14 protein-coding genes are annotated in these 12611 nt (G+C 57.5%); 8 read left to right on the plus strand and 6 right to left on the minus strand.

Annotation, left to right across the window (positions count from 1 at the left end; all coding sequences use genetic code 11):
• Positions 1 to 314 precede the first annotated feature (314 nt).
• On the plus strand, positions 315 to 1502 hold the full coding sequence (gene sat / locus CKO42_RS12040) for a sulfate adenylyltransferase (RefSeq protein ID WP_200244169.1): 1188 nt from the start codon (positions 315 to 317) through the stop codon (positions 1500 to 1502).
• 105 nt (positions 1503 to 1607) lie between these two features.
• Here sat and CKO42_RS12045 read toward each other — a convergent pair whose 3' ends face one another.
• Together CKO42_RS12045 and CKO42_RS12050 are read right to left on the minus strand one after the other, a co-directional pair.
• The gene (locus tag CKO42_RS12045) at positions 1608 to 2495 is read right to left on the minus strand and encodes a hypothetical protein (protein ID WP_200244171.1); all 888 of its coding nucleotides are present in this window, start codon (positions 2493 to 2495) and stop codon (positions 1608 to 1610) included.
• Between the two features lie 6 nt (positions 2496 to 2501).
• Entirely contained in the window at positions 2502 to 3137 is a 636-nt protein-coding gene (locus tag CKO42_RS12050; RefSeq protein WP_200244173.1) for a hypothetical protein, read from the minus strand.
• Between the two features lie 384 nt (positions 3138 to 3521).
• On the opposite strand from CKO42_RS12050, the gene CKO42_RS12055 reads away from it, so the two are divergent.
• From CKO42_RS12055 to CKO42_RS12080, 6 genes are all read left to right on the plus strand, one after another.
• Positions 3522 to 4370: an adenylyl-sulfate reductase gene (locus tag CKO42_RS12055; protein ID WP_200244175.1), complete on the plus strand. Its 849-nt coding sequence runs from the start codon at positions 3522 to 3524 to the stop codon at positions 4368 to 4370.
• A gap of 39 nt (positions 4371 to 4409) precedes the next feature.
• Positions 4410 to 4892, plus strand: a complete 483-nt coding sequence (gene aprB, locus CKO42_RS12060; protein WP_200244181.1) for an adenylyl-sulfate reductase subunit beta — start codon at positions 4410 to 4412, stop codon at positions 4890 to 4892.
• On the plus strand, positions 4892 to 6778 hold the full coding sequence (gene aprA / locus CKO42_RS12065; RefSeq protein WP_200244185.1) for an adenylyl-sulfate reductase subunit alpha: 1887 nt from the start codon (positions 4892 to 4894) through the stop codon (positions 6776 to 6778). Before aprB ends, aprA begins: the two co-directional genes overlap by 1 nt.
• Positions 6779 to 6959: 181 nt before the next feature.
• Complete coding sequence (locus tag CKO42_RS12070; RefSeq protein ID WP_200244187.1) at positions 6960 to 7310, plus strand: hypothetical protein; 351 nt, start codon at positions 6960 to 6962, stop codon at positions 7308 to 7310.
• Positions 7311 to 7316: 6 nt separating this feature from the next.
• Positions 7317 to 7826 (plus strand): FKBP-type peptidyl-prolyl cis-trans isomerase, encoded by a 510-nt coding sequence (locus tag CKO42_RS12075; protein WP_200244302.1) that lies wholly within the window; start codon positions 7317 to 7319, stop codon positions 7824 to 7826.
• A 194-nt stretch (positions 7827 to 8020) separates the two neighbouring features.
• Positions 8021 to 8182, plus strand: coding sequence for a hypothetical protein (locus CKO42_RS12080; protein WP_200244189.1), 162 nt, complete (start codon positions 8021 to 8023; stop codon positions 8180 to 8182).
• A 138-nt stretch (positions 8183 to 8320) separates the two neighbouring features.
• Here the strand turns inward: CKO42_RS12080 and CKO42_RS12085 are convergent, their stop codons facing one another.
• A complete protein-coding gene (locus tag CKO42_RS12085; protein WP_200244191.1) occupies positions 8321 to 8833 on the minus strand; it encodes a metallophosphoesterase family protein in 513 nt (170 codons plus the stop codon).
• 127 nt (positions 8834 to 8960) lie between these two features.
• Complete coding sequence (gene cysC / locus CKO42_RS12090) at positions 8961 to 9626, minus strand: adenylyl-sulfate kinase (RefSeq protein ID WP_200244193.1); 666 nt, start codon at positions 9624 to 9626, stop codon at positions 8961 to 8963.
• 546 nt (positions 9627 to 10172) lie between these two features.
• Here cysC and CKO42_RS12095 point away from each other — a divergent pair.
• Positions 10173 to 10397 (plus strand): hypothetical protein, encoded by a 225-nt coding sequence (locus tag CKO42_RS12095; RefSeq protein WP_242479337.1) that lies wholly within the window; start codon positions 10173 to 10175, stop codon positions 10395 to 10397.
• Between the two features lie 123 nt (positions 10398 to 10520).
• Here CKO42_RS12095 and CKO42_RS12100 read toward each other — a convergent pair whose 3' ends face one another.
• Both CKO42_RS12100 and hisC read right to left on the minus strand, forming a co-directional pair.
• Positions 10521 to 11408, minus strand: coding sequence for a prephenate dehydrogenase (locus CKO42_RS12100; protein WP_200244195.1), 888 nt, complete (start codon positions 11406 to 11408; stop codon positions 10521 to 10523).
• Entirely contained in the window at positions 11408 to 12541 is a 1134-nt protein-coding gene (gene hisC / locus CKO42_RS12105; protein WP_200244196.1) for a histidinol-phosphate transaminase, read from the minus strand. The genes CKO42_RS12100 and hisC overlap by 1 nt, the downstream gene beginning before the upstream one ends.
• Positions 12542 to 12611: the final 70 nt, after the last annotated feature.

Below are 12611 nucleotides of genomic sequence, written 5' to 3' on the forward strand. Positions count from 1 at the left end.
CAGTTGTATCAGGGCAGGAGCCTCAGTCAGGGCCCCACTATACCGGCTCGATACAGACCCCGTGTTGGGACAGTCTCAGTGTCAGCTTCAACCGCAGCGGCATCCACCGCGAGCAACAGCCCATAAAGTCGCCTTGCCATGGACAAAAAAGAATCGCTGAGCGAAACCCTGTGAATTCTGCTAGTTTAACGACTCGCATACGCACTGAAAAAATTATAGCTTAAATAACAAAAGCTTGGGAATTCCTTAACGCTTGCCTGCCGCATCCGCGTTATTCGCAATGTCCCATTTCTGCATACTGAGGAGGCCAACGCATGATCAAGCCAATCGGTTCTGACGAGCTCCAACCGCGGTTCGTCTACGACGCCGAACGCCACCATCAGCTCGCCCACGAGGCAGAATCGCTGCCCTCTGTGATGATCAGCTCTCAGGCTGCCGGCAATGCCGTGATGATGGGTGCCGGCTACTTCAGCCCCCTCGAGGGCTTCATGAATCTGGCCGACGCGATCAGTGTGGCCGAGTCGATGAAGACCACTGACGGCCGCTTCTTCCCGGTCCCTGTGCTCTGCCTCCTTGAGTCCGCGGACGCTATTCGAGGCGCCGAGCGGATTGCGCTGCGCGACCCGAACGTCGAGGGCAACCCGGTGCTGGCGGTGATGGAGGTCAAGGCGATCGAGACCATCTCCGACGAGCAGATGGCACGGATGACGGAGAAGGTCTATCGAACCAACGACCCTGAGCATCCCGGGGTGAAGACCTTCCACAGCCAGGGGCGAACGGCGATCTCGGGGCCGATCCATGTCTTGAGCTTTTCCTACTTTCAAAACGACTTCCCGGATACCTTTCGCACAGCGGTCGAGATCCGTCACCAGATCCAGGAGCACGGCTGGAAGAAGACCGTTGCCTTCCAGACGCGCAATCCGATGCATCGCGCCCACGAAGAGTTGTGCAAGATGGCGATGGAGGCGGTTGACGGTGACGGCATCGTGATCCACATGCTACTTGGCCAGCTCAAGCCCGGCGACATCCCGGCTCCGGTGCGCGACGCCGCGATTCGCAAGATGGCCGAACTCTACTTCCCGCCAAACACCGTCATGATCACCGGCTACGGCTTCGACATGCTCTACGCGGGTCCGCGTGAGGCCGTGCTACATGCCTATTTCCGACAAAACATGGGCGCAACGCACTTTATCATCGGCCGCGATCACGCAGGGGTCGGGGATTACTACGGGGCCTTCGATGCCCAGACCATCTTCGATGAGGAGGTGCCGGAGGGGGCGCTCGATATCGAGGTGTTCCGCGCCGATCACACCGCCTATTCGAAGAAGCTCAACCGAGTGGTGATGATGCGCGACGCCCCAGACCATACTAAGGAAGACTTCATCTTGTTGTCAGGGACGAAGGTCAGGGAGATGCTGGGTCGCGGTGAAGCACCGCCACCCGAGTTCTCGCGGCCCGAAGTTGCGCAGATCTTGATGGACTATTACCAGTCGATCAGCTAGATCCGCTAACGTAATCCGCTAACGTCAACAGCTGGTCGCCACCCCGGACGATCAAGTGCTGACTTCAGGTTAAAGCGGCCGCCTTCGAATAGGAGGCGGCCAGTGTCACAGATACAGGATGCCGTCCCTGCGGTCTAGAAGCGAAACCTGCTCCCCCGATGCACCTCGCAGCCGCGCTTCGGCGCGAATGGCATTGACGATCCTTTGATCCACGATCTCCGGGTAGAGCGGAAAGAATCGCTCAACCTCTAAGGCATAGGGTCTTGCCGCGAGTTCGAGGCGCCGCCGTTCTTCGCACTGTAATCCATGCAACATCAACAGACGCGACGATTGCCTCATCAGATAGCGCTGGCATAGCTGGTGCTGCTCCTCATCCACCCAGTCCTCTCTCAGCAAGAACACGGGAAACTGGTCGGGCTCACTCGATCGCCGCTGGAACCAGCAAGCACGCGGCTTAGAGCCGGCCCTGGCGGCAACGAGACGCTCAACCCGGTAATTGACTGGCGCCTCGCCTCGAGCTTGCTCATCTTGAGTCTTGGCGATGGGCATGACCGCCGCTGGTAGCGCAGGCCACTCCGGCCGAGACGGAAACAACGCCATGTAATCGGCTTCTGTGCAAGAAAAGATCAGAGCCAAAGGGGACTCATCGTCAGCATCAAGCAGCCAATACTCATAGTGATCTGCCGATGGGAACGGCAAATGGGCTGTTGTCAGGAAAGCCGCAAGCTCGATGATCCGTTCATCGATGTTTTCATACAGCGAAGACGTTTGTCCCGCTATCGCCCCTAACTCATCGCTGCCGATACTGGCAACTCGCGTAAAGGCCCCCTTCGTTTTGAGCCCAGCCGCGCCCTCCCTGATTTTAGCGGCACGCAGAAAGTGAATCTCCCAACGTAATCCATCCATCGTGATCGCTCTGGCACGGTCAGACTCTGCGATCTGAACCTGCCCGGAGTAAGGCGGGAGAAGTCGTTGGGAGAAGGCTTTCATCATCGCGAATCACCAACCGCTAGGGTCATCAGATAACAAGATACCCAAATAAGGCGCATAGGTTAATACCGCGCCCTGAGCAACGCCTAGCGCCGAAAACGCATGCACGACGCGGTCGAGATGAGAGGCATTTTGCGGGTCCGCTCTAAGTGCTTCTAAAGCCGACATCAAAGAGCCAATCTCCGCACCATCAAGATACGTCGCCAGCATACGAATGGCACCATCGACCTTCTCGGCGTCGACCTCATGCCTCGCCGTTGCAGCCTCATCGGCATTCGATACCTCGAAGTCTGGTGCTTCCTCATCAGGATTCCCAACAAGCGTCTGCAGGTTGACAGCCGGCTTCAGACCGGCAAAGGCGTTGTATTCATCCTTTGCTCTTTGTTTGAGGCTACTCACGAAATCATTGAACTGAGCGGTGTTGGGCCGTCCCGAATAGAGTGATATGAGGGTTTCGCCATTCACGCGACTGGTGAACTCTAGACGAGACTTCTTGATCACAGGCTCGGGATTCAGCACCGTTAGCATCACCGTGAGCTTTTCCTCACTCCAGGGTGACTTGATGCAAACCCTGACTTCGTCACCAACGATGTCCAGCTCTTGGGTGACCAGAAAAAGATGTTTTTGTATAAGTCGCGTTAGCATAGTGAACGATCCTGAGAGAATCTTAGCCAGACAGGAGCCGTATCCACCTGCTGACCGAGGGTCTATAAAAGACAGCATACCGGTAAGCCAGTCAGTCAGGCATCTTCTTAACCTGTCAGCTCTGATCATGTACATATCAAAAGCGAACGCTCTTGATTCTGTTCCGCGACTGTGTCGCGCGACAGGAAGGCCATCCCGCCGATGCTGTTCGGTCATTTTGCCACCCGAAGCCAGCGCCAGACAAATCCTAAGCACCTGTATATATTAGATTTTATCTCAACTCAGGAAGTTTTATATGACCCAAAAAAAGATTGACTTGTATGCCGATAGAGGATCATCCACGATGTCTCGTTCGGAAACCCGGAACAGAGGAAACCGACGTCGATGTTCACCACGAATCCCTTTGCTGAAGTAACCTTCATTCCGACTGCAATCATGCAGGGCTACATCATTCTGATGGTCCTGCTGGTCGCCGGCGGAACGGTCGTAGACATGGTGCTCAAGAAGAACGCCAAGTACTTTTTCGAGAACGCCCGCAAGGCGAAGACACAAGCTAAACGCAGCGTGAGCGGGGCCGAGAAAACATCTCTCGCCGTTCAAACGCTGGCCAAAGAGGTTCTGACCTCTGGCGAATTTGCCAACCCCCAGCGCAGGCTCTCCCACCTGTTCACGATGTACGGGTTCATCCTGTTCATTGTGACCACGGCGATCCTCATCTTTGGGTACCCGACTCCAGCCGATCAAGCACCGGCGATCTTGCCGCTGTTGTGGCATTTAGGCGCCCTGATGCTCTGTTTCGGCGGTTACTGGTTCTGGTTCCGTATCCGTGTCGACGTCTCCGCCGAAGGCAATCCTTGGTATCGGATCGTGCGGGCGGACATGTTCATTCTGTCCTTACTCGCGATGGCAACATTCGGGTTGATTTGGTCAGTCTTACAGGCTGGCGGCGCCGGTGGGCTTAGCACCTTCTTCTTCGTCTTGTTCATCGCCGCGACCACCTTCCTGTTCGGCACTGTGTACTGGTCCAAATTCGCGCACATGTTCTTCAAACCGGCTGCCGCGTACCAGAAGCGCGTGATCAAGGCAGATGGGTCAAGGGAAAATTTACCTGAAATTCCCGAGCTTACTGACCCTGCGGTCAAAGAAATGTACCCGGATATTCCAGAGTACATGGGAGACAAACCGCCGTACATGGGACTTGGCATCAATCGGGAAGCGCCGAGTCACTACTGATCAGGCACTCGCCGACGAACAACCACTAGGGGTAATAGAATGCCAACTTTTGTCTATATGACGCGTTGCGACGGCTGCGGAAACTGCGTCGACATCTGCCCGTCCGACATCATGCACATCGATAAGACAACGCGACGTGCTTACAATATCGAGCCGAACATGTGCTGGGAGTGTTACTCCTGTGTTAAGGCTTGCCCACATCAGGCGATTGACGTACGCGGCTATGCCGACTTTGCTCCACTTGGCCACTCCGTGCGAGTGCTTCGTGATGAAGAAAAAGGTGTCATTGCTTGGCGAATCAAGTTCCGCAATGGCAAAAAGGACATGAATTTGCTGGCGCCGATCACAACCAAGCCTTGGGGCAAGCATATCCCCAAGCTCGCCGACGAGCCCGCGCCGAGCGACGATGTGCGTGACAGCCAGCTGCTATTCAATGAGCCAAAGTATATCCGCCTCGACGATGGTGGCTTGCATACGCTCAAGTCTAACGGCCTAAAAATGAAAGCAGGAGTGTACTACTGATGGGTCACGAAACAATCGTTGAAGACGGCATTGACGTCCTGGTTGTTGGTGCGGGCCTGGGAGGCACAGGCGCGGCCTTTGAAGCCAGGTACTGGGGCAAAGACAAGAAGATCGTGATTGCCGAGAAGGCCAATATCGACCGCTCTGGCGCCGTCGCTCAGGGTCTCTATGCCATCAACTGCTACATGGGAACCCGGTTTGGAGAGAACAACCCGGAAGATCACGTGCGTTACGCGCGTATCGACCTGATGGGCATGGTTCGCGAAGATCTACTGTTTGATATGGCTCGCCACGTCGACTCGACGGTGCATCAGTTTGAAGAATGGGGCCTGCCCCTGATGCGCAATCCGAAGACCGGCGCTTACCAGCGCGAGGGTCGCTGGCAGATCATGATTCACGGCGAATCCTACAAGCCGATCGTCGCCGAGGCGGCGAAGAAATCGGCCGACAAGGTCTTCAATCGTATCTGCGTCACCCATCTGCTGATGGACGAAGCCCAGGAGAACCGGGTCGCCGGCGCCGTCGGTTTCAACGTCCGGACCGGCAACTACCACGTCTTCAAGTCTAAGACCGTGATCGTTGGCGCAGGTGGCGCGTCGAACATCTTCAAGCCCCGCTCGGTCGGAGAAGGTGCCGGTCGCGTCTGGTACGCGCCTTGGTCATCGGGCTCCGCCTATGGGCTGCTGATCGAAGCCGGCGCCAAGATGACGCAGATGGAGAACCGGATCGTTCTGGCTCGCTTCAAGGATGGTTACGGCCCAGTTGGCGCATACTTCCTGCATCTCAAGACCTATACCCAGAATGGCCTGGGCGAGGAGTACGAATCCAAGTGGTTCCCGGCGCTCCAGGAGATGGTTGGCAAGGAATACCTGGACGTCGAAGCGTCAAGCCTGACGCATCGGCCGATCCCAACCTGTCTGCGTAACCACGCGTTCATCAATGAGGTCAATGCCGGTCGCGGCCCGATCCACATGGTGACCATGGAGGCCTTCCAGGACCCGCATCTCGAAGAGATCGGTTGGCACAACTTCCTCGGTATGACGGTTGGTCAGGCGGTACTCTGGGCAGCAACAGACGTCGACCCGAAGTATGAGAACCCAGAGCTGACGACATCCGAGCCCTACGTTATGGGCTCTCATGCTACCGGTTGCGGTGCCTGGTGCTCCGGCCCTGAAGACGTATCGCCGGATGAGTACTTCTGGGGCTACAACCGGATGACGACAGTCGCCGGCCTGTTTGGGGCCGGTGACGCCGTCGGCGGCACGCCGCATGCCTTCTCTTCGGGCTCCTTCACGGAAGGCCGTCTCGCCGCCAAGGCTGCCTGCAAGTACATCGATGATGGCAAGGCAGAAGGCCTTCGGATCTCCGACGATCAGATCAATCGTCGCAAGCAGGAGATCTTCAAGCCGATGGAGCATTACAAGATCTATCGCAATGAGATCACCGCCGGTTCGGTCAATCCAAACTACATCAACCCGCGTCAGGGACTTGACCGCTTACAGAAGCTGATGGATGAGTACGCTGGTGGTGTCACGGTCAACTACATGACCAACGAAAAGCTGCTCCATATCGGTCTGAAGAAGATCAAGCTGCTTGAAGAAGATCTCGATAAGATCGCGGCGGAAGATATCCATGAGTTGATGCGAGCATGGGAGTTGAAGCATCGTATGCGGACATCCGAGTCCGTGTTGCAGCACACGCTGTTCCGCAAGGAGACGCGTTGGCCCGGCTACTACTACCGCGGTGACGCGATGAAGTTGGACGACGAGAACTGGCATGTGCTGACAGTCTCGCATCGTGATCCGAAGACTGGTGAGTACACCATGGAGAAGGCGCCTTGCTACCACTTGGTGGACGAGGCTGAGCCGGAGGCCGTGGCCGCCTAACCACTCAGCCGGACTCCGGCTGAGATGACCGCGCCCCCGAACTATCGGGGGCGATACCTCTCATTGATCAATAAGATCAACGTTTGATTTGTTGGTCTTTTTTTTCGGGCGAGCAAACGCGCCCGCCGCAACAAGTAGATTCGGACCCGCTGCCGCGTCATCTACTGATTGAGATTCGCCGATGAACATCATTCAAAAAACAGACGATGAGTTGTTGGAGATCGCCATCCCGATGTGGGACGACCTCATTAAATACTCAAATAAGGGGCAGTACGGAAAATTTATCCGCAACTTTTCCTACAATCTGTTGCTCGGACTGAACGAAGTTGAGGTTGGCAAGCAGTTCGCAAAGAGTGAGCTGACCCGGAGCCTATCGCCCGACTACGATGTTCTTGGCTTTATTCGTCGCGGCGAACATGTCAGCTGTTTGTTCAGAGTCCGCAGTACCAAGAAAGAAGGCGAATGGCTCGGGCGCATGGTCCTGGGCTACGAGAAAGGCGAAGTCAAGATCTTTGCTGCATCTGTTTTTTAAATGACTATGCCCGCGATTATTGAAGACAACAAGTACGTCGAGCTGACATACAAGGTCCTCGACAAAAAAACGGGAAGCGTCTTAACCCTGGTCGAATTCCCTGTCGGCTATGTGCATGGCGCCAATGAGGTGTTGTCACCTGCCGTCACCGCCGAACTGGCGGGAAAATCGGTAGGCGACATCATTGAAGTGCCCATCGACTGCAACGAATTGTACGGCCCAAGAGACGAGTCCCTGGTCATTACTGACTATATAGAGAATGTGCCTGAGGAATACCGCGAGGTTGGCACGACCATCACCATGGAGAACGCCAAAGGTGAGACCAAGAGCTTCCTAGTGACTCGGAAAGACGACAAAACCTTAACCATCGATGGCAATAATCCATTGTGCGGTAGAGAAGTGATTTTTCGACTGGAAATCATCACAGTACGGGATGCGACCGACGAGGAGATAGAAGCGGGCGGCAAGATCGATGAAGGCCCCGACCTGGAAGGAACCCTCCGCACACTCCACTGACTCAAGCGTCTCGTCGTCTTCAGGGACAAGTCAGCTGAACCGCTAGGCACACCGCCACAAAGGCGCCAGACTCGACAGACCGCACGACCTTTTAGCCGGACGGGGCCGAATTCTCATTGAAGCGTCAGTCTTTCGGGAGGGGCTGACGTCAGCGATCCGATCCTCCCGTTATCACCCATGAATAGAGGAAGCTTATGAGCGAAGCACCCAAGACCCGACCGAAGGTTCCCGAAGGCAGCGCGCGCTACTTGATCACGCGCCAGAAAAGTGCCAATGACAAAGGCTTTGTTGGCTACGACACGATCTGGGAGTCGTTTCAGAAAGAGAAAAAATACTCGACGCCCAAACGCCCGTAAACGCAGCGGCCGCGCGACAAGACGAGCCGCGCGGCCAAACGCCGTCTATGGATGGACGCTCTATAGCCTCTCTATATAGCCTCTCTATATAGCCTCTCTATATAGCCTCTCTATGGACGCCCAGGAATCCCCATGTGCTCACTCGAGTCGCTGGAGATCAAAGTCCATTGTCTCGAGGTCACCAAAGATCCAAGTCGCAGCAGGAGCGCCGAGCCCGGCCACGGTGCCAGGATTGACAAGCCAAGTCTTGCCACCTTTTACGTTGTCTAAGCAACGAATCTCTGGCTCATGACTGTGTCCACAACACACGAGGTCGTGATCACCGGCACTGGCGAAAGCCTGCCCAATATGCGGATAGTGCGTCATGAAAATGCAGCGTCCCGCCAACTCAAGGTTGGCATCGTTGCCGTAGTAGGAAAGCTGTCCCTCTGAGCGACAGGCCAAACGCGATATCGAGACCGGATCGCCGAGGTTGTTGCCATGGATCACATGGATGGGAAGATTCAGCTTGAGTGACGCCAGCAGCGTGTTTGTTCCAATCAGGTCGCCGCAATGCAGAACGCATTCTGCGCCACGTGTCTTGGCTTCGGCGATCGCGGTCGCAAGCATGGGACCGCGGTCATGGCTATCCGAAACAATGCAGATCTTCATGGAACACACTCAGTTAACGTGGATCTCGCGCGATTCATCTGCCGGGGTGGCGCGGCACCATGAGCCTTGACATGAATCTCACGCAATTCATTGTCCGGCGTGGCACCGCGCCATGCGCGTTAAGAGCTCAGGCTGCAAAAACCTTTAAGATGCCCCGGCCCACCAGATAGTCAATGACCTCACCAGCCAGCGCTTCGGGAGTCTGCTCGCTCGCCTTTAAGGTCAGCTCAGGCGCATCTGGAGCCTCATAGGGGTCGTCGATGCCGGTGAAGTGGCTGATCTCCCCCGCACGCGCCTTCTTATACAGGCCTTTGGGATCACGCTGCTCGCAGACATCGAGCGGCGTATCGACGAAGACCTCGATGAAATCGCCATCGGGCATCGTCGCCCGTACGCGATCACGATCCACACGGTAGGGACTGATGAAGGCCGTCAGCGCGATCGTGCCCGCCTCACAGAACAACTGAGCCACGGCACCGATCCGACGGATGTTCTCCTCTCGATCAACCGCCGAAAAGCCCAAGCCGAAGCGCTCTGCGAACTCGTCGCCATGGGTCTCTTTGAGGATGTTCCGACCAGCGTTAAGACCGTGCCGGACATTGTCACCGTCAAGCACGGCACTCTTCGCCCCGCGGGCTGAAAGCATGTGGTCTAACACATTCGCCAGCGTGCTTTTGCCCGATCCGCTGAGGCCGGTAAACCAGATCACGCACCCACGATGGCCGTGCAACCGCTCACGTTCTTCACGCGTCACTCGATGCTCGTGCCAAGTGATGTTGGTATCGTTCTCCATTGACTCTAGATTCCCGTGACAAGGGGACCGGCCTGCCCGACGCAGCTCCGATCACGAATGGATTAAAAAAGCGCTGTCGCGCGGCATCCGCAAATGAGTCGCGCATCAGTCGACAAGCAGTCTACCAAAAGCGGCACCGAGGGAGGCGCACCGGATCGCACGCCAGCATCGAGCAAGCATGGCGCCAGGTGCCAGGTGCCAGGTGCCAGGTGCCAGGCGCCAGCAAGGCTACTGCACACCTCAGGCTCTGGCAATCACGATCGCTCACCGAGGCTTCTCGATGGGCGCACCCGTCGATCCGCCTTAGGAAGGCGCCGGTTCTCGATTAAGCAGCCCTCCCCATCAATCGCAGCCGACTGCCAGACGCCTTGGTTCAGGAGCGCGACGGGTTCAGGAGCGCGACGATAACCGCGCCTATCGGCACCTGAAGGCGGGCTGAAAGCGTGACTCAGACCACAGTCCAGAGAGAATTCAAGCAACTGTTCTAGACAAACAAGAGCCAGTGAATTAGTATTTGCTTATTCACTAACCAAACGGAGCCTGGCCATGTTGACCAATTGCCGAACGATGCGCGCTGCCGTGCTGCTCTCCGCACTCCTGCTGGCTGCAGGTGTTCTGCTTGGCGTCATCGCCATGATGACACCGCTAACGGTACCGACGAGCCAGCTCGCATTGGTGCTGGTCCTGTCCGCAGCGCTACTTCTAGCCGTGATCTTCCTGGTTGCACTGATCCCTGGTGTTTCTCGGCACATGGACGAATGCCGCCATTAGAATCGCCGTTGGAAGGACCTAGAAAAGGTCCTAGAAGGATCGCCAGAACCTGATGCTTCGCTCGTCGAGAAGACGCCGCGGAGCATCGGGTCTCAACATCGGCAGTCAACCAGCTGCAGTTCCTCAATCAGCGCCCGTTGATGGCTCCAACCCGTCAACATAGCGCTCGCGCGCCGCGCGAGCGCGTTCAAAGATGCTCAGCAACGCATCGGCGTCGGCGGATCGAATGGTGTTTGAGAGTTCGTTCATCTCATCGCCAAAACGGCTCAGCATGCCGCTCAGGGCCTCTGCGTTCGCGAGACAGATATCGCGCCACATCTCTGGACTCGATGACGCGATACGGGTGAAGTCGCGAAAACCACCCGCCGCATAGCGGAAGATTTCATCATTGCTACGCATCCGCGCGAGCGCATCGACCAGCCCGAACGCCAGCATGTGCGGCAGATGGCTGGTCGCGGCAAGCACCTCATCGTGATGCTCGACGCTCATCTCGGTCACCTCAGAGCCCACCTGCTCCCACATCGCCCGCACCCGCGCGACCGCTCCTGGGTCTGTCTCAGGTACGGGCGTCAGGATAACCCGGCGATTCTGGTAAAGGTCAGGAAACGATGAGCCGACGCCACTGCGCTCGGTGCCCGCGATCGGGTGCCCAGGCACCAGCCAGGACGGAACATTCCCGCCAAAGACTCGCCGAGCATCGCTAACAACACTGCCTTTGACGCTGCCGCCATCGGTGACCACAGCGCGCGCTGGGAGCCGCCCCTTGATCTTCGCAAAGACCCCCGCGATCGCCCCCAACGGCACGGCGATGAACACCATATCGGCATCCGCCACCGCATCACCGGGCTCGAGAACGTAATCGTCAATCACGCCGAGCTCGAGCGCGAGCTTAAGGTTCTCCAGCGAGCGACCGCAGCCAATCACCTCCCCGACGGCGTCAGCGGCCCGCAAGGCACGCGCCAAAGACCCGCCGATGAGGCCGACGCCGATCACCGCAAGGCGCTCGATCATCATCCGCTCCGAGGCGTACTCGTTTGCCCGAGCACCCGAGCGAGTGCCGCCAACATCCGATCGTTCTCTTCCGCCAGGCCGATACTAATGCGGAGATGCGTCGGCAGACCGTAATTCGCGACCGGGCGACAGATCACGCCCTCCCGCAGCAATGCCTGATCAATAGGACCGACCGGCTGGCCCAGATCAACCGTGACAAAATTACCGACCGACGGAATCGAGTCCAGGCCTAAGGCGTCGAGACCCGCCATCACCCGCGCCCTCTCCTGCTGGTTATGCGCAACCGAGCGCTCAACGTGCTCACGATCACCAAGCGCAGCCACCGCCGCAGCCTGCGCCGGCGCATTGACATTGAACGGGTGCCGAACACGGTTCATCAGCTCAGCGGCATGCGCATGACTGAGGCCATACCCGACCCGCAACGAGGCCAGCCCGTGAATCTTGGCAAAGGTGCGCGTGACGATCAGATTCGGAAAGTCGTCGAGCCAACCGGTGGTGTCCGGATAATCAGCCTCATCGACATACTCGAAATACGCCTCATCCACCACCACCATGCAGTGCTCTGGAAGCGCAGACAAGAAGGCCCGCAACGGCTCGGCCGCGATCCATGTCCCTGTCGGATTGTTCGGATTGGCGATCCAGACCACGCCCGTGCGTTCATTGACCAGTGCGGCCATCGCCTCGAGGTCATGTCCGAAGTCGCGCGCCGGCGCGACGCGCGCCAGAGCGCCGGCTGCCATGGTTGCGATCGGATAGACGGCAAAGGCATGCTCGGAAAACACCGACTCCAGCCCAGGATGCAGGAACACGCGGGCGACCAGATCGAGCACATCGTTAGAGCCATTGCCAATCGTCACCTGCTCAGGCTCAACGCCATGATGCGCCGCGATCGCCCGGCGCAACGCAAAACCTCCGCCATCCGGATAGCGCCCCAGCTCAGCCGCAGCCGCCGCATAGGCAGCGCGTGCCGCTTCACCACAACCGAGCGGATTCTCGTTCGACGCCAGCTTCACCGACCCGGTGATACCCAACTCCCGCTCGAGCTCGGTGATTGGCTTCCCCGGCACATAAGGTGTCAGCCCCGCGATCTGCGGTGCGGCCTTCGACAGATGTCGGTTTGGCTGTTCGCTCATCATGCACTCCCACTCGATTGGCAGCCGGCTCTCGGCTGCTCATGGCTGCCCGTTCGCCGTTGGCTTCGTT

The organism is Lamprobacter modestohalophilus, from assembly GCF_016583905.1.
In the GTDB taxonomy this organism is placed as follows: Bacteria; Pseudomonadota; Gammaproteobacteria; order Chromatiales; family Chromatiaceae; genus Lamprobacter; species Lamprobacter modestohalophilus.